Below are 23459 nucleotides of genomic sequence, written 5' to 3' on the forward strand. Positions count from 1 at the left end.
CGCTAAAGCAATTCGTTAAGACAAACTGGCTAGAAGCGAATTTACTTAATTAGTAATTAATTTGTGAAAAGATGTTCTTTAAAACAAACAGCTGTTCAGGTAAAAAGCCCCTCTCGATTGAGAAGGGGCTTTTTACTAAAACTCGTCATAACTTACTAAGGAAAAGTCATCCTTATTTAATTTCCTTTTACAAATATCCCTATAATCACAAACATTGTTCTTGAAGTTTTTTATAATGTCTACTAAGGCATCCTCAATTTTTAAGCCATATCCTACTGCTCCTTCAAAACCACCTAAAGGATCTTTTAGTTTTAGATTTGTATAACCAATAAAGGTATTAGATTCTTTTTGTTCATAGATTCTCACTTTAAAGGAACCAAAAGGAATTTGGTCACCTTTATATACTTCTTCAAAAAAAGATAAAGCAGATACTTCAAACTCAGCCACTAACTTTTCAATTGTATTAATTTTCTCTATATCTAAATCCTTCCAACTCATTCAATCCCCCCATTTTTTTTGGAGCTTAACATTTTACTTTCATTCTTTTTATATCTAACCATGCCGTAAACTTCACCTAATACATGAGTTCCAGAGTATTTCCCCCAAAGGAAACTGCTTAGGCAATTCACATATGGAGAACTTTTTTGGATTACTATATCAGGTAATGTATTTCAGAAAAGCACGCTACTCATTTGAGAAAATTAAAGGAGAGTAGATCATTCATTATATAAATAAACGCATAAAGAAAAAATGGCAGGTATGAGTGGTTCAATACCATATTCATACCTGCCAAATAGTTACTTAATATAAAGCTCTAACTTTTAGGAGTCACTACTATATGTTGGTTTTTCTTTATTTAATAATGATATACCTCCTTGCTTAATACTTAAACAACATGGCAACCATCTCATGCCCCGCACCAATAGTCCAAAATAACACCGTATCGCCTCTTTTAATCCTTCCTGTTTCAATACCTTCATATAAACAAATAAAAGGACTACTTGTAGTGGTATAACCGTACTTATCACCTATGTAGATGATCTTCTCCTGGTTGATTTCAAAATGTGATTGTATTTTCTTAATGTTTGATAAAGCAAATTGAGAGAAACAGTAAGCATCTACATCTCCTATTGTTAGGTTATTTCTTTCAAGCAACTCTTCAATCATTTCACAAGCAACTGGAATGGCCATTGCTCCATCAAAAGGTAGGAAAACAATATTTTCTGCTTGTCCTCTCGTTTGAGAAAAACCTGCCTGCGGATAGACAATATTATCTTTATTCGCAGAATCCACTTCGAATATGGCATCAATAAAACCTGTTTCTTCTGTTGTTTTTTCTAAAATAAGAGCTGCTGCTCCATCAGCAAAGTTGGCAAAGGTAATCTCTTGCTGAGGGTGAGATATGAGGCTATTCGCATCCGATCCAATCACCAATGCTTTTTGCACACGTGGATTGGCCATCATGTAACGTGACACATTTTCCACTGTTAAAGTCATACCTGCGCAATTTGCATTACTATCATATATCATTGTATGATTCTTGGCACCAATGGCCTCATGTACATACATCGCATGACTTGGAAACGTCCTTTCAGGTACCTGTGTGGAAAAAACGATCAGATCTATATCCCCTCCAGCCATTTCAGCCTTAGTTAATACCCTTTTCGCTGCTTCTATTCCCATTGATAAGCTATTCTCCTTACTGTTATCAATGATGTATCGCTCTTTTCTACCCATGATTTCAAGGAAATGTGTAATATCCCTCCCTTGTTTCTTAAAATGTTCAATATAAAAATCATTTGTCACAACATTCTCAGGATGATAAATAGCTATTGCACGCATTTTAATATTCTGTTCTGTCACTTTCAATTCTCCTCTTGATATGATTTATTTTCCATATAAATAAGTATGAAGAGCTACCCAAATAGAATAGCTCTTCATACTTATTTAAGCCTCTTCAACACTCGCTTGTAAAAGACCCGCGTTTCTCGCCACTCTTGCCAATTGCATTTTGAGGACTACATTTTCCTTAATCGTATAGATGACTTTCTTGAAGCCTGTCTCTTTATACATTTTCATCACTTCTGTCAAATTATCAGACAGCTCTTGAGATAAAAGCTTCATTTCCGTACAATCAACAAAAAGGTCATAATCCGGACCATTGATAGGACCGATTTTTGCCACATATTCCTCAACAAAAAGCTTTGCATCCTCCATCGTCATCTGCCCTGCTACAGACATATTTACTATTTTACTTGCTTCATTCACATGAATCGTTGCTTTTTTCATTTTCCTATAACTCCTTATTATTTTTTACTCACAAATAGGTCTTTACACCCATAAATAAGTTATAAGACTATATCAAACTATTAGTCTACTATAATAATATCGGATGATTAATAAAAATTTTACTAGAATATAGGAAAATAGGCACAAAAAAAAAGCACCCTGTTAGGGTGCAAAATACTTTTATCACTCATATGCTAGCAAAATCTTCTTTGAAAAAATTTCTTGCTACATTCGTAAACAAATGAATGGTTACATTGTTTTTGAACTAGATATATCTTTGCTACTCTTCATATAAGTTTCCCGTTTAAGATAGATTAATAGACCACCTATAACCCACCAGCCTGCAAAGATGACCCATTCATATGGCCAGATTAATGCAGCAGGCATTCCTGGGAAAAAGAGGATAATAAAGCCAATACTTAATAGAACCGCTAACCACCCGACAATATTAGAATTCCCTGCTTTGAATGGTCGAAGCATATCTGGCTCATTTTTACGTAATTGCAAAAAGGCAATAGAGACGATTAAATAGGCAAAGAGAACGGCCAACCCACCAGCGTCTACTAACCATACAAGCATTGGACGACCTAAGAGTGGCGCTAACATTGATAGTCCACCAATAAACAGAATCGCATTCGTTGGCGTTTTATTTTTCGGATGTAAGCGACCAAACCAAGCGGGAATCATTTCCTTCTCTGCCATTGAGCAAAGAATACGACTACCTCCAATAATAAAGGCATTCCAACTCGTCAATATCCCAGCAATTCCTCCAAGAATCAAAATGGTGGCAAAATGATCAGAACCATATATGATTGCCATCGCATCCGCGGTTGGTAAAACCGATGTCGAAAGAGTTGTTTTATCTACTGCTATTCCTACTGCTATGACTACTCCAATATAGAATATAACAGCAAAGGCAACTGACATTATTAAAAGGCGTCCAATCGATTTTGGAGGTATATTCATTTCCTCAGCCGTTTGTGGGATAACGTCAAAACCGACAAACATAAATGGAGTCATCACTAGAACAACAATAATACCTGAAACGCCCCCTACAAAAAGTGGTTCAGCACCTGCTAAGCTTCCAGTCACACCGGCACCTGCAATGAGCATGACACCAATTAAAGCAATCACGATCGTCAATACCATCTGTAAAAAGGCAGCTGATTTCACACCAAAGAAGTTAAAAATGGTAACAAATAGGGCACCTGCGACTCCTACTAAAACCCAGGATAGATAGACATCATAATCATTGATGGTGTACATATAACCAACTTTATAATTAGGAAACAAATATTCTACAACGGTCGGCAGGGCAACTGCTTCAAAAGCGACGACTGATATATAGCAAAGTGCTAACCCCCAGGCAGCAATAAAAGCAGACTTACGTCCAATACCTCTTTCTGCAAAAATCATCGTTCCCCCATTTGTCGGCATTGCTGATGATAATTCTGCATAAGCAAGTCCGACAAAAGAAACTAAAATACCGCCAACAATAAAGGCAATCGTTGCTCCAACAGAACCAGCAGTATGAACCCAGTTGCCTGAAAGCACAACCCACCCCCAGCCAATCATTGCACCAAAAGACAAAAACAACACATCGAATCGAGACAGGACTTTATTCTTGTTAATAAAATTCAACCCTTTCAGATTTAATTGCCATCTAATGTTTCAAAAGTTTGTATAGATACTGTTTTTATCTCTGTAAAAAACTCAATTGCTGCTTGTCCCTGTTCTCTGCTACCTGAGCTTGATGCCTTCATTCCCCCAAATGGTGCTTGGGGTTCTGCACCTCCAGTCTCTCCATTGACTTGAACCATACCTGCTTCAGCATGTTGAATAAAATGAAATGCTTGGTGAAGATTATTCGTGAAAATAGAAGCGCTTAGGCCATATTTAGAGGAATTCGTTGCTTCTAATGCCTCCTTGTAATTCGCTACTTTCCTTAAACAAAGAACTGGGCCAAAGATTTCTTCCTTAACAATCGTCATGTTTTCTTTCACATTTTCAAAAATTGTCGGTTGAATATAGTAACCATTTTGCCAATATGTATCAGCAAGCGACTTCCTACCGCAAACAAGCTCTGCACCTTCTCCCAATCCTTTTTGGATATAGGATTGTACTTTTTCATATTGTCTCTTTGATACCACCGGACCAATATCTGTCATCTCTGATAATGGATCTCCTATTTTCAATTCATTGATTGTATCCTCCAATATCGTTTTAAAAGAATCATAGACTGCCTCCTCAACATAAACGATGCCCGTTGCTGTACAGCGTTGTCCTGATTGTTTCATTGCACCGTCTATACATGATTGCGCAGCAAAAGATAAATCACAATCAGCCATTACAATCGCAGGGTTTTTCCCGCCTAACTCAAGTTGGTACTTCTTTTGCTGAGATGCAGCAGTAACAGCAATTTGATTGCCTACTTGGTTTGACCCTGTAAATGTAACTGCAGTTATTTCTTTATGACGAACTAATGCCTCTCCAATCGTTGCTCCTGAACCATTAACCATTTGTAGCACATCTTTAGGTAACCCTGCTTGCCACAGAATTTCTGCTAGTTTTATTGCTGTTAATGTTGATTCCTCTGATGGTTTCCAAACAACTGTATTTCCGAAAACTAATGCTGGGGCCATTTTCCAGATTGGGATGGCGATTGGAAAATTCCATGGAGAAATAACAGCTATCGGTCCAATCGGCACTCTAGAAGAGTAGAGAGTTTTTCCAATAAACGCAGAAGGAAGATGCTCTCCAATTTGTCTCCATCCTTCTTGCCCATAATATCGGAGAATCGCTGCTGCTCTTCCTATTTCACCTCTCGTCTCTCTTATAACCTTTCCTGTTTCTTTTGTCGCAAGTATAGCCAGTTCTTCCATATTTGCTTCTAATAGATCTGCAGCTACTCGTAAAATTTCCCCACGTTCAATTGAAGGCTTGTTTTTCCATTTTAAAAAGGCTTGCCTAGCAGAAGTAGCCGCTAAGTCTACTTCCGCTAGGGATGATTCTTCTACTTCTCCTATTAATTCATCAGTATTAGCAGGGTTATAGCGCATATACTTTTTTTTATTTGTATCAATCTTCAACCTTTTAACACCTCTCTCTTTACATTCGAAATCGCCTGGTCAAGGATATTAACCATCTGCTCTACTTCTGCTTTGTTTATGATGAGCGGCGGTGAGAAAACAATCGAGTCATGATCATACGTAACTGTTCGCAAAATCAACCCTAGCTTCGCAGCTTCCTTCACAATGAGTGGACTTAAATATTCAGCAAAACGCTCACCAGATTGACTATCTTTGACAATGTCAATGCCACCAAGTAAACCAAACCCTCTTGCATTTGTCACGATTTCATGTTTTTCTTCTAAGTACTTTAGCCCTTTATACAATTCCTCTCCCATTTTTTTTGCGTTCTCAATAAGACCATTTCTCTCAATGATTTCAATATTTTTCAAAGCAACATTACAAGCCACTGGATGACCGCTATACGTATAACCATGCAACAGAGTGCCCTTTGAGAGAGTCTTAAAATCATTGTGTAGGCGATCATTAAATGCAACTCCACCTAATTGGGCATATCCACTTGTTACACCTTTGGCAAAACAAAGCATATCTGGTTGAATCTCTTCATGTTCAATGGCAAAATATTTTCCTGTTCTTCCAAAGCCAGTAATGACTTCATCGATAATCATTAAGATGCCATATTCATCACATATTTTTCTTATCTCTTTAAAGTAGCCTTCTGGTGGGAGGTTGACTCCGCCTGCACCTTGAACAATCTCAGCAATAAAAGCGGCTATTGTCTCAGGTCCTTCCTTCTCTACTAATGTACGGAATTCTTCTACGCTCGAATTTACATAGTGAAAATGGGGCGCATTAGCATTTGTAAAATCACGAAACGGTTTTAACCCTGTAGCACTTGTAGCCCCCATTGCAACACCATGATACGACATTTTCCGGGAAATAATTTTTTGGCGCTCTGGTTGATCCTTTAATATCCAATAATGTCTTGCTAATTTAAATGCCGTATCGTTTGATTCGGAACCCCCTGATGTAAAAAAGACAGCATTCAGATCTCCTGGTAGTATTTTTGACAACTTTTCTGCTAAGCGGATCGCTGGCTCATTACTAAAAGTGCTAAAATTAGATGTAAAGGCGAGTTTAGACATTTGTTCATAAGCTGCTTCAGCCATTTCCTTCACACCATGGCCTATATTGACATTCCAAAGCGAGGACATACCATCAATAACTTTATGTCCGTTTGTATCTGTCAAATATACGCCCTTACCCTCTGTAAATATATGGCTCGGACCTTCCGCCTGTTGCTGGGCAATTGAGCTAGTTGGATGGATAAAATGCTTCTTGTCTAATTCAGATAACTCTGTGGTTAATAATGTCGTCATGTCAATTCCTCCATTATGTGATTATTTAGAATATTATTATTTATAATGCAATTCTTATGCCAAATTTATAAAACTTATTAAATGAAGAAACTTCTTTATCATTAATGAATTTAATAATTCATTTTGGACTTTTTTAATTAATAAATTAATTATTAATTATATTTTGAATTATTGTATAATTAAAGAGAGGTTTATATTCAAAGGAGTTTTTATATGGAAAATTCATCACTTCATCATTTAATAGAAACAATCGTTCTCACATCCAATAATAATATTACAATTACAAATGGCGTAGGCGAAATCTTATATTTCAATCCAAAACATTGGTCTGTTTATGGTGTAAGGCAAGAAGATTGCTTAGGTAAAACAGTTTATGAATTAGAGGCAAAAGGCGTATTTAACCCTTCAATTACAGCACTAGTAATAAAAAAGAAACAACAAGTAGAACTGATGCAGCAAACGCTAACAGGAAAAATCATTATGACTACCGCCTACCCAATATTTGATAATAACAATCAAATACAATTCGTAGTGAGCTATGCTCAAGATCAAACAGAAATAAATAAACTTCATTTACAATATAAAGAGCTAGAGCGACAAATCCAAAATTATCAGCAGGTCGTAAAAGCACTTAGAGAACAAGAAAATGCCCAATATCGTAACAAAAAAATGGAAGAAATCAAACGAACGATTCATCGGGTAGCCAATACAAACGCAACCGTCTTATTATTAGGTGAATCTGGTGTTGGAAAAAGTATGTGGGCAAGAAAAATCCATCAACTAAGTAAAGAAAAAAAAGAACCATTCATTGAGGTTAACTGCAGTACCATTCCAGAAAGTTTATTCGAAACGGAGTTTTTTGGCTATGAACCAGGGAGCTTCACTGGGGCCCATAAGCATGGAAAAAAAGGGTTAATTGAACAAGCACATCATGGCACATTATTTTTAGATGAGATTGGAGAATTGTCGTTATCCTTACAGGTCAAATTATTAAAAGTACTTGTAGAAAAGAAGTTTAAAAGAGTTGGCAGTAATACAGAGCGAACGAGTCACTTCAGACTGATTACAGCCACGAATCGCCCATTAGAGGAAATGGTCAATAAAGGTGATTTCCGCCTTGACCTTTATTATCGTATCAATGTAATTCCCATTGAAATTCCCCCTTTAAAAAAACGGAAAGAAGACATCATCTTTTTAGTAAGTCATTATCTGTCCATCATGAACAATAAATATCATATGGAGAAAGAGATTCATAATGAGACTTACGAATACTTAACAGAGTATCATTGGCCAGGAAATGTGCGCGAGCTTGAGAATTTAATAGAAAGACTTGTCTTAACAGTTGATTCTGTCATTATTTACCCAAGTCACCTACCCCAAGCACTCTTTAAGAACAAGCAAATCGAACCAGACCTTATTGACTTACCACTACAAAAGAATAATGAAAGCTTAAAAGAGAGAATAGAAAGAATTGAAAAACATATTCTCTTACATACGTATAAACAATATCCCTCAAGCTATAAAGTAGCTGAATTACTAGGAATTAGCCAAGCATCTGCTGCTAGGAAGCTAAAGAAATATCGCGCAAATAGAGAGCTATAGCTTCTATTTGCTTTTTTACTATACAAAACAGGTCCACTCAATTTCTTCTACTATTTTTTTATTCAGCAACATATATAGATAAAGAGATAAATATTAAAAATGATATGAGATAAAAGGGAAAAAATCTTAGAATAAATAAATTTTTAAAAAAAGGTTTGAAATAAGACTATTAAGGATATTTATCTATTGTAAAAGGAAAGGTTTTTTTTTAACTTAAGTGACATATGTGTCACTTAAATTCTAGACTTTCTCCTTTTCATTAGGTACAGAAAAAAAAGGAGCGAAGCAATGGAAAAGACAAAAAGTGTTGTAGTCATCGGAGCAGGTGTTGCAGGATTAGCTAGTGCGATACGATTACAAAAAGCAGGCTATGATGTAGAAATTTATGAAAGAGATAGTAATCCTGGAGGTAAAATGAATCGTATCGAAAAAGATGGCTTCACATTTGACCTCGGGCCGACTATCGTGATGATGCCCGAACTATACAGAGAGATATTTGAACTTGCCGGAAGAGATCCTAATGATTATATTCCTATGCAAAAACTCGATCCGATGTACGCTGTTTTCTTCAGTGAACAGTCTCAAGATCATTATGAAATATCCTCAAACTTAGTTGAATTAATGAAAACACTTGAAGATATTGATGAGAAAGATGCCCAAGGATTCCTCACCTATTTAGAAAAAATATACAAACGGTTTTTAGTTGCCAAAGAACACTTTCTACAAAAACCTTTTAGGAATGGAAAAGATTTTTACAACCCCAAAGTATTGAGGCAAGCTCTCAAATTAAGAACATTAGATAGTGCAGATTCATTTATTGGAAAGTACATCAAAAATGACAAAATAAAAAGTATGCTGAGCTTCCAAACATTATATATTGGGGTTTCTCCTTATACTGGACCATCTTTATATACGATTATCCCAATGATTGAAATACTTTATGGGGTCTGGTTTATAAAAGGTGGAATGCATACGATGGCAAAATCAATGGAAAAACTTTTCTTAGAACTAGGAGGTAAAATTAATTACAACTGCGACGTGCAACAGATCTTAATAAAAAATGGCAAAGCATATGGTATACAGGCAAACAACCAAGTTGTCCATTCTGATTATGTTATGTGCAACGCAGACTTTCCTCATGCCATGAAACATCTCATTCAAGATCAGCGCACTAAAGGAAAGAAATATACAGATAAAAAGATTGATCAAATGAAATATTCATGTTCCTGCTTTCTCATGTATATAGGGTTGGATAAAAAAGTGGAGCAACTAGACACTGTCCATAATTTTTATATTAGTCAATCTTTAAAGAGAAACATTGACGATATATTCGAAGGTAACCAATTAAATGACCCCTCTTTTTATGTTTATATCGGCTCAAAACTTGATGAAACAATGGCACCTAAAGATAAAGATGGTCTCTATATACTTGTTCCTGTTTCTGAGCTCTCTACAGCTAAGGATGAATGGACGCATGAAACCTCACAACACTACCGCGAGCAAGTCATGAAAAAATTATCAACCATGCCTGGATTCGAAGATATTGAAGAACACATTATTTCTGAAACACATATCACTCCAATGGATTTCAAACATCGATTTAACGCTTATAATGGAGCGTGTTTTGGATTAAGACCAAATTTGACCCAAAGCAATCACTTACGTCCGCAAAGTAAAGCTACTTATTGTGAAAATCTTTACTTTACCGGTAGTAGTACACATCCTGGCGCAGGCGTACCGATTGTATTATTATCAGCAAAAATTGCCTCAGAGGAGCTTATATTAGATGACGAGAAAGCATACGAGAAAATTTAAGGGGGGTATGTAATGAATCAGCAGCTATTAGCCGATTATTATTATTGTGAAAAAATCATTCAAAACTATTCAAATAGTTTTTACTATACCTTTTCTCATCTACCGAAGGAAAAAGCGAATGCAGTGTATGCCATTTATGCTTTTTGTAGAATGGCAGATAATGCAGTCGACCTTCATGACAGTACGGCGGAAAAAGTTACCCGTCTGGAGCAACTTCACGATGAACTTGTCCTGTTTCAACATAATAAGGAGCTAGATTTACCTTTATGGAGAGCATTACGAGATGTATTTAACCGCTATGAAATGAATATTCAACCTTTTTTTGAACAATTAGAAGGACAAGCAATGGATATTTCCTTCAAAGCCCCTCGTACAATAGATGAGTTGTTGAAGTATAGTTATCATGTAGCCGGAACTGTCGGCCTTATGCTGCTACCTATTATCGCTAAGACGCATTACCAACAACTAAGACCAATAGCTATTAAATTAGGAAATGCTATGCAATTAACAAATATTTTACGAGACATTGGTGAAGATTATCGCAATCATCAACGTATATATATCCCAGAAAATTTGCTAGTAAAATATCAATATTCAACTGGAGAACTTTCAAGAGGTGTGATTAACCCTTCATTTATTTCAATTTGGGAGGAACTTGCCCAAAAGGCTGAAAGCGAATATGACAGCTTTGAAACGAGCTATCATCTATTTGATCGTGACTCTCAATTCCAAGTATTATCCGCTGCAAGAGTTTATAGAAGCTACTTAGCACAAATTAGAAACAAACAATATAACTGTTTTAAAGAAAAGCATGCGATGATCTATGATGATGTGGCGGATATATTAAATAATACAAGAATGGATTTAGCTAATTAAGGGGGATAATTAATGAAGCGAACAGCCATTGTCATCGGCGGTGGACTCGGCGGACTGTCCACTAGTATTTCCTTAGCACAGAGCGGTTTTCAAGTTTCATTATATGAAAAAAATGCTCACCTCGGTGGAAAATTAAATAGGCTTGAGCAAGATGGGTTTGGTTTTGATCTTGGACCAAGTATTTTAACCATGCCGCATATTTTTGAAAGATTGTTTAACGGCAGTGGCAAACAGATGTCTGAATATATTCCAATAAAGGAAGTAGCACACCAATGGCGTGCTTTCTTTCCAGATGGAAAAATGCTTGATCTCTTCTCAAATTTAGAACAAATGCTCACTGAAAATGATGATTTAACATCCAAGGATATAGAAGAATATGAGCAGTTCCTTCATTATTGTAAAGGGTTATATGAAATGACTAATGAAGGTTACTATAAGCATGGGCTTGATTCAACATTAGAAGTAATCAAACATCACGGAATCATCCGCTCACTTAGAGGGTTTGATTTATTTTCCACGATGTATGATGCCATCGAGCATCATATTAGTCATCATCATCTCAAGAGAATGCTCTCTTATTTTATCAAATATGTTGGCTCTTCACCTTATGATGCACCAGCTATACTTAATATGATGATTTATATGCAGCATAAGCAAGGGGTATGGTATGTGCCTGGTGGTATGCACAAAATTGCAGAAGGTTTAACAAAACTTGCTCAAGAAATTGGTGTTCATATTTACCACGGTCAAGAGGTAACAAAATTATCTACTAGCAAAAATAAAGTCACAGAAGCCATTCTAGCAGATGGTACCACCCTAAAGGCTGATTATTATATTTCCAATATGGAAGTCATTCCAACCTATCAATTTTTATTGAATGAAAACATAGGCTACATTAATAAACTTGAAAAAAAGTTTGAGCCCTCTAGCTCAGGTTTAGTGATTCATCTTGGTGTTAAAAATCAATACCCACAATTACGTCATCATAATTTCTTTTTCTCAAGAGATTTAAAGACGCAGATGAATAAAATATTTCATAAAAAACAACTACCAGATGATCCAACGATCTATTTAGTCAATGTCAATAAAACAGACCCAAGTCAGGCTCCAGTTGGCCATGAAAATCTTAAAGTGCTGCCACATATCCCGTATATCCAAGATCAGCCCTTCACAAAAGAGGATTATTTGCACTTAAGGACGACTGTACTCATTAAATTAGAAGAAATGGGATTGACTAATTTACGCCAATCCATTGTTACAGAGGATTTTTGGACGCCTGAAGATATCAAAGAAAAATACAACTCTCATCGTGGTTCTATCTATGGAACCGTTTCTGATAAGAGCAAAAACAAAGGCTTTAAACACCCTAAACAAAGTGAAAAGTATAAGAATTTATTTTTCACAGGCGGAACCGTAAACCCAGGTGGCGGTATGCCGATGGTCACACTTAGCGGTATGCAAGTGCGTGATAAAATAATGACTGCTGAAAAAGAAAGGGCGTAACATTCATGGTTCTGACCGGTATTCTCACCGTACTTGTCTTGTTCATTATATTTGGCCTCCTTTCTGGGAAGCTAATGTTATGGGAAATTCCCACTGCTGAAAAAAAAAGTACAAAACTGGTTTCACCACTTATAGAACAGGTATCTATCATTATACCCGCACGAAATGAAGCGAAACGATTGCCGAACTTACTCACTTCATTACAGCAACAAATTATGCAGCCAAGAGAAATTATTGTCATCGATGATGGTTCGGTAGATAGCACAGCTTCTATTGCTATGCATTACGGTGCAAAGGTTTTAAATACCAACACATTAAGAGAAAATTGGAAAGGAAAGTCAGCGGCCTGCTGGCTTGGCGCGAACGAAGCGAATGGTGATTTCTTATTATTCCTTGATGCTGATACATTCTTTGAACATCCTGATAGCTTGCAGAATTTAATGCAAACATATGAACGATACGGAAAAACCGGTATTCTCTCTGTACAGCCTTTTCATCGTATTAAAAAATCCTATGAAAACTTATCCTTACTATTTAATATGATTGTTTTTGCAGGCATGAATGTCTTTACCATTTTTCGTCAAAAAATACCACCTGCAGGTGCATTCGGTCCGTGTATCTTATGTAATACACATGAATATCTACAGACAGGCGGGCATCAAAAAGTCGGGGAAGCGATTATGGATGATCTTGTGTTAGGAGGAAATTTTAGTAAAGAGGGATTCCCAGTCCATTGTATTAGCGGTAAAGACCTTATCAGCTTTCGTATGTACCCAGAGGGGATCAAAGGTTTGATTGAAGGTTGGACTAAAAGCTTTGCTACAGCTTCAAAGGCTACTCATTCTTTTATTACCATACTAATAAGTTTATGGATTGCCGGTGCCTTTTCTTCCGTTGCATTCATCTTATTGTCACTGTGGCAAAGCAGTCTTAGCTTATTACTTATTTCATTAGGATTTTATCTTCTTTACATCTATCATCTTATTTTGCAGTCTCAAAAAATCGGTCGTTTTCATATAGCGAGTATTGTCCTTTATCCATTTTTATTTTGTTTCTTTACACTAACATTTGTATATTCTCTTTATTTAACGCGAATTAAAAAAAGGGTGAACTGGCGTGGTAGGAAGGTAAAAGTATGAATATTTTTCCGATTTTCACCCTTACACCACTCGCTCTTTTGACAGTTAATATTCTTGCATGGGGTTTCATTCACATCAGTTTATCTCTTTTACTAGCTTCTCTACCACTCCGTTGGTTTAAAAATGATTCTCATCTTTATCAATCAAAAAAATGGGAGAAAAACGGAGAGCTTTGGCAATGGCTGGTTAAGGTAAGACAGTGGAAACATAAAATTCCAGATGGTAAGCATATTATTTCTAAAGGATACGAAAAACAAAACTTACAGGGTGTTTCTCTGTCAGACCTTGAAGTTTTCTTATATGAATCTAGAAGAGCAGAGCTCACCCACTGGCTATCCATACCACCTGCATGTTTATTTTTCATTTGGAACCCCATTTGGGCAGGTTGGGTAATGATTGCCTATGCATTAATATTTAATTTACCTATTATTATCGTACAACGCTATAATCGGCCACGCTTAATACGCTTAATAGCATTAAAAAAATGCAGAAAAACTGTTTACTAAAGATAAGTAGCCTATCTCTAATTTTTAGAAATAGGCTACTTCATTTTAATATTGAATTAATGTATATTTCTTCTTCCCGCGACGAATAACTGTAAATTGACCCTCTATTTTATCTTGCTCACTCAACTGATAATCAACCTGTTGCATACGATCACCGTTAATGTAGATTGCACCGTTCGTTACGTCTTCTCTCGCTTGTCTTTTAGAAGGCGAAATTTTAGCCTCTACAAGTAAGTCAACAATATTGCCCTCTCCAGTATGTTGATAAGAAGGAACATCCTTAAACCCTTCCTTTACTTCCGCAGCGGTTAACTCTTTAATTTGTCCACTGAATAAGGCTTCAGTAATTTTCAGCGCTTGGTTCAATGCTGCTTCACCATGTATTTGTCTCGTCATTTCTTCTGCTAATGCCTTTTGTGCTTTACGTAAATGAGGCTCTTCTTGGACAGCTACTTCCAAAGCTTCGATGTCTTCACGTGATAGGAATGTGAAGTATTTCAAGTATTTAATGACATCTGCATCTGCTGTATTAATCCAGAACTGATAAAACTCATAAGGTGATGTTTTTTCGGCATCTAACCAAATGGCTCCACCTTCTGTTTTTCCAAACTTCGTACCGTCAGCTTTTGTCACAAGCGGAATGGTCATACCGTATGCTTTTGCACCTTCTCCAACCATTTTACGGATAAGCTCAAGCCCAGTTGTAATATTACCCCACTGATCACTGCCGCCAATTTGAATTTTACATTGATGATTTTCATAAAGATGCTTAAAGTCCATCCCTTGTAAAATCGTATAAGTGAATTCCGTAAAAGAAATACCTGATTCTAATCTTTTAGCAATCGTATCTTTAGCTAACATATAGTTAACCCCAATATGTTTACCGTAATCCCTGAGGAAAGTGACAATATTCATACTCGATGTCCAGTCGTAATTATTGACTAATGTCGCTCCATTATCTCCTTCAAAATCAAAAATACGTTCTAATTGCTGTGATAAAGAAGCAACATTTTCTTGTACTTTCTCAATCGTTTGTAGTGTTCTTTCTTCTGTCGCCTTTGGATCACCAATTAACCCAGTTGCCCCCCCTACTAACACAATCGGACGATGCCCAGCATTTTGAAACCTTCTCAATGTTAAGAAGGGTAATAAATGACCAATATGCATACTATCACCAGTCGGATCCATCCCACAATATAAGGAAATCTTTTCTTTTTCTAAAAGATCCTTCATCCCCTCTTCATCTGTTTGTTGATAAATAATGCCTCTCCACTGTAAATCTTCTAATAAATTCATCCACTTTTCCTCCTTTATTTCATAAAAGATAAATTTTTATCCAAAAAAAATACGCCCCTGCTCATTGCAGGGACGCATTTCTTTGCGCGGTACCACCCAGTTTGAGAACACTATTATTCTCCACTCTTCACTGATAACGGAAATACCGTTTACTACTACTAGATATATTCATTCGCAGTAAAAGCTCCGGGAGGTATTTCGCACTTCTATTTGTATCGACTCACAGCAAACCGTCGACTTTCTGAAAACAGGGATAGAATGACTACTTATGACCCATCAACGCTAATATTAAATTGAATCGTAATAATGCATTTTTATCATAAAAGAATAACCAATGTCAATATGACGTTTTTTTAACTTTTTTTCATCCCAATAGGAAAAATATGAATTTTGTACTTTATGACGAACCTTGTCATATTACCTGTTAGGTTATGCTATAATGTATTTGATTTTAGGAGGGATGAACGAATGAATGAAACCTTCAGCAAGATAAAAGAAAAAGCAAAAGCCGCGTTCGGTTTTTTAACTCATAATAAAACCAAAAAAGGCGCACGTATTACATATCAAGTTATATGGAACTTATTATTAATACTTGCAATTACCGTTATCTTAGGTGGGGCATTTGCAGGTGCCACAGGTATTGGCTATTTTGCTTCTCTTGTTAAAGATGAACCCCTTCGTTCTTATGAAAATATGCAAAAAGATATCTATAATTATGAGGAAACCTCAAAATTATATTTCGCTGGTGATGTATATTTAGGAAATGTAAGAACGGACCTTGAAAGAGAAGAAGTGAAGCTAGAAAATGTTTCACCATATTTGAGAGATGCTGTTATTGCCACAGAGGATGAGTACTTTTATGAGCACGAAGGTGTAGTGCCAAAAGCTATCCTACGTGCACTGTTTCAAGAAGTAACTAACGCCTCTACTCAATCTGGAGGAAGTACATTAACTCAGCAACTGATAAAAAACCAGATCTTAACAAACGAAGTTTCTTTTGATCGAAAAGCAAAAGAAATCTTACTCGCATTAAGGTTAGAGAATTATTTCGATAAAGAGGAGATTCTTGAAGCTTATTTAAATGTCTCTACTTTTGGCCGAAATGCGGAAGGTAGAAATATCGCTGGCGTTCAGGCTGCTGCTCAAGGTTTATTTGGTGTTGATGCTAAAGATGTATCTATTCCGCAAGCAGCTTTTATTGCTGGTATGCCTCAGTCACCTTTTGGTTATACACCATTCCAACAAGGTGGTGGCTTAAAGGATGAAGAGTCTCTACAACCAGGCATTGATCGTATGAAAGTCGTACTTAAGAGAATGTACGATGATGAAAGGATTACTGAAAAAGAATATAAAGAAGCTAGTGAGTATGATATTGTTGCTGACTTTAGAAAACCGAAAAATGATGATGCAATTGAAAAATACCCTTATTTAACTTATGAAATTCAAGACCGCGCCAAGGAGCTTTTAGCATCCATCTTAGCAGAACAAGATGGCTATGAAGAAGCTGATTTAACTGGTGACCTTAAAAACGAATATCTTATTTTAGCTGATCGAGCATTAAGACAGAATGGTTATCATGTCCACTCAACTATTGATAAAGATATTTATGAAGCTTGGCAAAAAGTTGTTAAAGATTATCCTAACTACGGGCCAGCCAAAAGTGCAACCTATGTAATCGATGGTGAAGAAAAAGAAGTAATGGAACCAGTGGAGGTTGGGGGACAACTTATTGAAAACAGTACAGGGAAAATTCTGAGCTTTGTTGGTGGTCGTGGCAAGGGTGTATCCTTAAATGAAGACCTTAACCATGCAACCGATACGTTAAGACCAAACGGCTCAACCATGAAACCATTACTTGTTTATGGTCCTGCATTCGAACTTGGTGCAGCACAACCAGGAAGTATTCTTCCCGATGTGCCACTGCGCTTAAATCCAGGTTCAAGTGACTATTGGCCAAAAAACTATTCTTTTACCTACCATGGTTTAGTTTCAGCAAGGTATGCCGTTGAACAATCTTATAACGTCCCAGCGGTTAAACTTTATACCGATATTTTGAGCCAAAATCCGGCACAATATCTTGAAAAGATGGGTATAACCACATTAACCGCAGAAGATAAAACGAATAGATCAGCTGCATTAGGTTCATTAACAAATGGTGTTTCCGTTGAGGAAAATACGAATGCATTTACTACATTTGCTAATAACGGTAAATTCGTAGATGCTTATATGATTGATAAGATTACTGATAAAGAAGGCAATGTCATCTACGAGCATGAAACGAAGGAAGTAGAAGTCTTTACTCCGCAAACAGCATACTTAACAATAGATGTGATGCGTGGGGTTATTAATAGTGGGACAGCCACTGCTGTTAAAAACCGTTTAAAATTTAGTGCCGATTGGGCAGGAAAAACAGGGACAGGTAATAACTTTGAAGATGCATGGTTCGTCGCGTCTAACCCAAATGTAACCGCTGGTCTATGGAGTGGCTACGATACGCCTAAGTCTCTAAAAGCAAGTGGTAGTTTATCTTATAGCGCACGTAATAATTACTTATGGGCTGATTTGATGAACGCTGCTTATGATGTAAAACCTGAACTCATGAAGCCAGATAAAACCTTTAAACGACCTGATGGTATAGTCAGTCGCTCATTCTGTGCAATTAGTGGTTTAATCCCTTCTCAAGCTTGCTCTGAAGCAGGACTTGTTGATACTGACATCTTTAATGCAAAATATGTTCCGTCTAAATCAGATGATAGTCTTGGAACAGGTAGAATTGTCTATATAGGGGATAAAAAGTATTTGGCACTTGAATCCACACCAGTGGAATTTTCTGAGCCTGGTATGGTCATAGATGCCGATTATATTGAAAAACTATTTGGCATTAGAGCGAACCCAAGTGATTTATTGCCGAAAAGGGATAAATGGGCTAAAGTACTCGTTGCAGCCGATAAAATGAGTGAAAATGGCAAAAAGCCAGCTGCACCAAATGCTAAAGCATCAGGTAACTCCATCACTTGGGGGCAACATCCTGAAAATGACGTCATTGGTTATCGTGTATATAAAGACGGTAAAAAAGTAGCCAGTATCAAAGCCGGTGACTCCTTAGGCTATAAAGGTGGCAATGGTGAGTACCATGTTACAGCAGTTGATATTGCCGGTAATGAATCTTCACCTTCAAGCAAAGTCCAAGTTGGCAAAGTGAAGGAAGAAGAGAAGCCAAAACAAGAGGACAAAGTAAAAGAAAACGAGCCTAAAGAGGAACAAACAGATAAGGAAACAGAAACGGATAGCAAACCAGAAGAAAAACCGGAAGCGGAAAAGCCCCAAGGTGAAACAGAAAATCCTCCTGCGGAAGAAGATCAACCGGATACGAGTGATGAAGAATAGAACAATGAGAAATTTAGAGATTTAAAGAGGTGCCATTCGCACAAAATTAAACACCTGGTGTAAATTCCGTTTGATTAGAATTAATTGGCGATAGTCTAAAATCAAAGCTGAAGAATACGAAAAGAGACAGATAATCGGGCATGTAAGAAAGAGTTTTTTTATAGAAAAAAACACAATGACATTTGTTACTACCCTAAAATAACTAAACAAAGTAAATCATTCTTGAAGTGGTACTATTAAAGTTTACCAGTTGATTAATGTCCCCTTAAAGTAGATATTCAAAAAAGCCTTCATCTTACCATGAAGGAAGAATGCTACTTGGAGGGGATTTTTTTATTGCAAAGAAAGGATAAAGTTTTAATAGATATTCATAGGAGAGTTTTCACATAACACCGGGTAAAGGATATATGAATAGATGAATTAGGGATTCGTCACTGCAGCCATCAAAAATGTGTGTTATGAAATGGAAAGAGTGAGTATCTTTTGATGTACGGAAGGATTCTCAATATCTTTTAAGAGGAGTGTAATAGCAATTAAGTAGAGTTTTTCTTCTTCATATCAATTAAAAATCAAACTACATTACATCTAATCTTTTCTAAAAAAATTTCTACTTATTCAATTTTTTGTATAAAATATTTAACGAAAATAGTCTAGAAAACGGGCACCATAAATCAATTTATGATCCATTATATAGCGAAAAAAACTTAGTAAGAATATTTCCGAAGTGTTAGGAGAAAATACTGAAAGAATTAATCTTAGGAGGGATAATATGACGAATGCCAAACCAGACAACCGTTCAGATAATGTGAGAAAAATTCAAAATAACATTGACAATACACTTCAGAATATTAATGAAGCTGAGGACTACACTAAAGCTCACTCAGAAGAGTTGAGTGCCCAAGAAAAAAATGAAATATTGGATAAAAATGAAAGACGGAGAAAAAGTATCGACGGTTTACGCTCAGAAATTAAAGATGAAGCTTCGCATAATGAATATAATAATGATTTAAATTAATTTCTAAATATGTACTAAATAAAATTGTGAAGCAATTGACTGCCGACCTTGAAAATAACATAAATTTTAAGCAGCCATTGCTCTATATTCTATAGAGCTGTGGCCATTTTGTTTTGCATTCTATTGTGGTTATAAAAAAGAGGTTAGATTAATTTATCAAATTTTTACGTATATGTAAATAATAATTCCCACTTTAAACATCTATTAAAACAAGGAGAACATTCATTATAGCTATTAACCACCCTTTTATGTGTAGATAGCATAAAATGTTGCTTTCCTAAAAAACTTTCCTCAAATACTAAAAAACGAGTCAATAAGAGAGGAATCCCCTATCATTGACCCGCAATTTCAAAAAACCCAAAAATCTTTCTCACTACTCTATCTATATGACTTGTGTGTGGTTGTTAGATCAGTCTTCCATTGTAGATAAGTCGCCCGTAGGTAAATCTAATTCCCAAGCCTTTAATACACGGCGCATGATTTTACCACTACGTGTTTTTGGCAGTTTGTCGCGGAATTCGATTTCACGAGGTGCAGCGTGTGCAGCTAACCCCTTTTTAACGAATTGACGAATATCTTCTTTCAGTTCATCTGTTGCTTCATAACCATCGATTAGCGCAATAAAGGCTTTTATAATCTCGCCACGAACCGGGTCCGGTTTTCCTATGACACCAGCTTCAGCAACAGCTGGATGTTCGATGAGCTTACTTTCTACCTCAAATGGTCCTACCCGTTCGCCGGACGTCATAATTACATCATCGACTCTCCCTTGGAACCAAAAATATCCATCTTCATCCATATAAGCGGAATCACCTGAAACATACCAGTCACCTGGCATAAAGTAAGAATCATATTTCTCTTTATTATTCCAAATGGTGTGCATCATAGATGGCCACCCTTTTTTTATGGCCAGATTACCCATGCGATTTGGTGGTAGTTCATTCCCTTGGTCATCGACAATGGCTGCTTTTACCCCTGGAATTGGTTTACCCATGGAGCCAGGTTTAATTTCTAGGCTTGGGTAGTTACAAATGAGTTGAGCACCCGTTTCAGTCATCCACCACGTATCATGAATACGCTTATTGAATACTTTCACTCCCCATCTCACCACTTCAGGATTCAATGGTTCACCTACACTTAACACATGTCGTAGAGTGCTTAAGTTGAATTTCTTCACTACTTCATCCCCAGCGCCCATTAACATACGAAAAGCTGTTGGTGCACTATACCAAACCGTAACACCATAATCTTCAATCGCCTGGTACCATGTTTCTGGGCTAAATCTGCCTCCGACAATAAGGTTTGATGTTCCTGTCAACCAAGGTCCGAAAATACCATAAGAAGTTCCTGTTACCCAACCTGGGTCAGCCGTGCACCAATAAACATCATCTTCTTTTAAGTCCAATACCCATTTCGCCGTTTGATAATGTTGAATCATCGCATTGTGAACGTGCAGCACACCTTTTGGTTTACCAGTGGAACCAGAAGTATAATGTAAAATTAGACCGTCTGTCGGTTCTACCCATTCAATTTCTAATTCTTTACTAGCCTTTTGCATATATTTACGAAAATCTAATAATTTTCCATTTTCTTCTACATTCTCACCAACAACAAAAATATGTTTTAAGTTTGGTAATTTATCAGCGGGTACACGATCTAATAGTTCAGGAGTCGTAATAAGGACTTTTGCTTCGCTATCCTCTAAACGGTCTGTTACTGCTCCCTCCATAAAGGCTTCAAATAGTGGTCCGACTATGGCACCTAGCTTGATTGCGCCAAGAACTGAGAAGTAAAGTTCTGGTGAACGTCCCATAAAAACAAATATGCGATCACCTTTTTCAACGTCTCCATGTGCTTTTAGTACATTAGCCGCTTGGTTTGAAAAGTCCTTCATCTCTTTAAAGGTATACTTCTCTTTATTCTCACCTTCACGATAATAGAGCGCTACCTTGTTTTTCTTATCACTTTCAGCATGGCGGTCAATTGCCTCGTACGCCAAATTCATTTTCCCTGTTTCGTACCAAGAAAATTGCTTTTTCGCTTCTGTCCAATCAAAACTATTATACGCTTCCTCATAATTTTTCAAATTATGGTTACCTTGTATTGCTGGCAGCGCTTCCAATTTCATGTTCATTTATCCCCCTTTAAACTTGTTTAAACTATTATAATATAAATACTTTTTTTTCACAATTTTTTAAATTATAAGGCAGTAAATTATCTATAAAGACTTATTAAACTGTAAGTTAAGATTGGATAACCATTAAAAGTTGTTACCTTCTGTGTTATTGATATGATTTTTTCCAATCACGGTTAGATGAATAAAGGAGATTCAGGCGTACATCTGAAGGGAAATTGGTAAGGATGTTAAGCTACCAGGGCTCGTACATCTGAACTAAAAAATGGTCTATCCTTCTTCCATTCTTCTTGTCTTGCTATCGTTACATCTTCATTTTTACTAGTAAATACTAAATCTAAAATATACTTAGATTTACTCTCACCTACCAATTGCTATCTGCTCTAGAGATATGCTTATTTGCTTGTGCAGCCACTTTTTTCAAAAATGTCAACAGTTCGATCAGCTAGCTGTTTTTTTATACTTACCTACTGTGAAGTAAGATTTTACATTCTCCATTACTTCATCTGGTGTTGAAGCTACTCTGGGTTTTTAATTTTATACTGATAGCTTTAACAAACGTTCTTACTTCTTTTATTGCTATGATTTTCTTCACGGCTACATTGCCTGTTAAGAGTAATCTAAAAAGGCTGACGTAAATATTATGTTAAATCCTCCCTTTCCATTGATCAAATATAGGGCAATTAAAATAAAAAGGTTTCAATTCCCACTAAAATTTTTATATAATCTACATATTATTTTAAATTGTCATTAAATTGATGTTTTTTATATGAAAGCGCTTCAGTAGTTTATGTATAATAGATAGAAAGATTAATTGTTTTAGGCGGTGAATGAATTGCAGCATCTGAAAACGTATAATGCGATGAAACTGAATACGGCAAACGGAGAATTAATCATTGAAGGACCGATATCTGCCGACGTTCTAAAAACCTATGACTTTCATCATGATCTTGTTGCTTTCAGACCTCCAGAGCAACAGAGGAAGGCCTTAATTGAGATTGCTGGTTTACCTGAAGGAAGAATCATTATTGCTAGATTTAGAGATACGATCGTAGGCTATGCGACTTATTTATATCCAGATCCGTTAGAAAGATGGTCAGAAGGGAAAATGAATAATCTCATCGAACTAGGGGCAATAGAAGTGATTCCTGCCTTTCGAGGAACGGGAACAGGAAAAAGTATCTTACGCGTATCGATGATGGATGATGCGATGGAAGATTATATTGTTATTACTACCGAATATTATTGGCATTGGGACTTAAAAGGAACTGGTTTAAACGTATGGGAGTATCGCAAAATCATGGAAAAGATGATGAATGCAGGGGGACTTGTTTGGTTTGCTACCGATGATCCAGAAATCAGCTCCCATCCCGCTAATTGTCTAATGGCCCGGATTGGTAATCGGGTAAGCACAGATTCCATTCAACAGTTCGATAAACTTCGATTTATGAATCGCTTTATGTATTAGTTTTTCTTAAAAAGGGGGATT

At 36.5% G+C, this 23459-nt stretch carries 18 protein-coding genes and 1 other annotated feature; of the genes, 9 read left to right on the top strand and 9 right to left on the bottom strand.

From position 1 onward, the window contains the following. Nucleotides 1–135 precede the first annotated feature (135 nt). The 6 genes from U9M49_RS18320 to U9M49_RS18345 form a co-directional block, all read right to left on the bottom strand. On the bottom strand, nt 136–498 hold the full coding sequence (locus tag U9M49_RS18320; protein WP_307316803.1) for a hypothetical protein: 363 nt from the start codon (nt 496–498) through the stop codon (nt 136–138). A gap of 381 nt (nt 499–879) precedes the next feature. Then, nucleotides 880–1842 (bottom strand): ketoacyl-ACP synthase III, encoded by a 963-nt coding sequence (locus U9M49_RS18325; RefSeq protein ID WP_307316843.1) that lies wholly within the window; start codon nt 1840–1842, stop codon nt 880–882. A gap of 105 nt (nt 1843–1947) precedes the next feature. Then, complete coding sequence (locus U9M49_RS18330) at nt 1948–2289, bottom strand: hypothetical protein (protein ID WP_095372256.1); 342 nt, start codon at nt 2287–2289, stop codon at nt 1948–1950. Nucleotides 2290–2538: 249 nt separating this feature from the next. After that, nucleotides 2539–3930, bottom strand: a complete 1392-nt coding sequence (locus U9M49_RS18335; protein ID WP_416337110.1) for an APC family permease — start codon at nt 3928–3930, stop codon at nt 2539–2541. Between the two features lie 11 nt (nt 3931–3941). Continuing rightward, nucleotides 3942–5378: an aldehyde dehydrogenase family protein gene (locus U9M49_RS18340; protein WP_322910348.1), complete on the bottom strand. Its 1437-nt coding sequence runs from the start codon at nt 5376–5378 to the stop codon at nt 3942–3944. Continuing rightward, nucleotides 5375–6697: an aspartate aminotransferase family protein gene (locus U9M49_RS18345; RefSeq protein WP_307316798.1), complete on the bottom strand. Its 1323-nt coding sequence runs from the start codon at nt 6695–6697 to the stop codon at nt 5375–5377. Before U9M49_RS18345 ends, U9M49_RS18340 begins: the two co-directional genes overlap by 4 nt. A 213-nt stretch (nt 6698–6910) precedes the next feature. On the opposite strand from U9M49_RS18345, the gene U9M49_RS18350 reads away from it, so the two are divergent. The 6 genes from U9M49_RS18350 (at nt 6911) to U9M49_RS18375 (ending at nt 14138) form a co-directional block, all read left to right on the top strand. Further along, nucleotides 6911–8299 (top strand): sigma-54 interaction domain-containing protein, encoded by a 1389-nt coding sequence (locus U9M49_RS18350; RefSeq protein WP_095372254.1) that lies wholly within the window; start codon nt 6911–6913, stop codon nt 8297–8299. Nucleotides 8300–8587: 288 nt separating this feature from the next. Then, nucleotides 8588–10114 carry a phytoene desaturase family protein gene (locus U9M49_RS18355; RefSeq protein WP_307316794.1) on the top strand — a complete coding sequence of 509 codons (1527 nt, stop codon included), beginning with the start codon at nt 8588–8590 and terminating at the stop codon, nt 10112–10114. A 12-nt stretch (nt 10115–10126) separates the two neighbouring features. Continuing rightward, nucleotides 10127–10990, top strand: coding sequence for a phytoene/squalene synthase family protein (locus U9M49_RS18360; RefSeq protein WP_095372252.1), 864 nt, complete (start codon nt 10127–10129; stop codon nt 10988–10990). Nucleotides 10991–11002: 12 nt separating this feature from the next. Further along, on the top strand, nt 11003–12493 hold the full coding sequence (locus tag U9M49_RS18365) for a phytoene desaturase family protein (RefSeq protein ID WP_307316789.1): 1491 nt from the start codon (nt 11003–11005) through the stop codon (nt 12491–12493). Nucleotides 12494–12498: 5 nt separating this feature from the next. Next, complete coding sequence (locus U9M49_RS18370; protein ID WP_322910349.1) at nt 12499–13632, top strand: glycosyltransferase family A protein; 1134 nt, start codon at nt 12499–12501, stop codon at nt 13630–13632. Further along, complete coding sequence (locus U9M49_RS18375) at nt 13629–14138, top strand: glycosyl-4,4'-diaponeurosporenoate acyltransferase (RefSeq protein WP_095372249.1); 510 nt, start codon at nt 13629–13631, stop codon at nt 14136–14138. Before U9M49_RS18370 ends, U9M49_RS18375 begins: the two co-directional genes overlap by 4 nt. Before the next feature lie 45 nt (nt 14139–14183). Here U9M49_RS18375 and tyrS read toward each other — a convergent pair whose 3' ends face one another. Further along, a complete protein-coding gene (tyrS, locus tag U9M49_RS18380; protein WP_095372248.1) occupies nt 14184–15434 on the bottom strand; it encodes a tyrosine--tRNA ligase in 1251 nt (416 codons plus the stop codon). 65 nt (nt 15435–15499) lie between these two features. Beyond that, nucleotides 15500–15723, bottom strand: a binding site (T-box leader). Nucleotides 15724–15902: 179 nt separating this feature from the next. On the opposite strand from tyrS, the gene U9M49_RS18385 reads away from it, so the two are divergent. Next, nucleotides 15903–18821, top strand: a complete 2919-nt coding sequence (locus U9M49_RS18385; protein WP_322910350.1) for a transglycosylase domain-containing protein — start codon at nt 15903–15905, stop codon at nt 18819–18821. Between the two features lie 769 nt (nt 18822–19590). After that, nucleotides 19591–19836 (top strand): small acid-soluble spore protein Tlp, encoded by a 246-nt coding sequence (tlp, locus tag U9M49_RS18390; RefSeq protein ID WP_307316780.1) that lies wholly within the window; start codon nt 19591–19593, stop codon nt 19834–19836. A gap of 409 nt (nt 19837–20245) precedes the next feature. Here tlp and acsA read toward each other — a convergent pair whose 3' ends face one another. Beyond that, entirely contained in the window at nt 20246–21964 is a 1719-nt protein-coding gene (acsA, locus tag U9M49_RS18395) for an acetate--CoA ligase (protein WP_322910391.1), read from the bottom strand. Nucleotides 21965–22200: 236 nt separating this feature from the next. Beyond that, entirely contained in the window at nt 22201–22341 is a 141-nt protein-coding gene (locus tag U9M49_RS18400) for a hypothetical protein (protein WP_307316778.1), read from the bottom strand. A 464-nt stretch (nt 22342–22805) separates the two neighbouring features. On the opposite strand from U9M49_RS18400, the gene U9M49_RS18405 reads away from it, so the two are divergent. After that, the gene (locus tag U9M49_RS18405) at nt 22806–23438 is read left to right on the top strand and encodes a GNAT family N-acetyltransferase (RefSeq protein ID WP_095372243.1); all 633 of its coding nucleotides are present in this window, start codon (nt 22806–22808) and stop codon (nt 23436–23438) included. The last annotated feature ends 21 nt before the right edge of the window (nt 23439–23459 follow it).

Origin of the sequence: Cytobacillus sp. OWB-43 (genome assembly GCF_034651445.1) — a bacterium.
In the GTDB taxonomy this organism is placed as follows: domain Bacteria; phylum Bacillota; class Bacilli; order Bacillales; family Cytobacillaceae; genus Cytobacillus; species Cytobacillus kochii.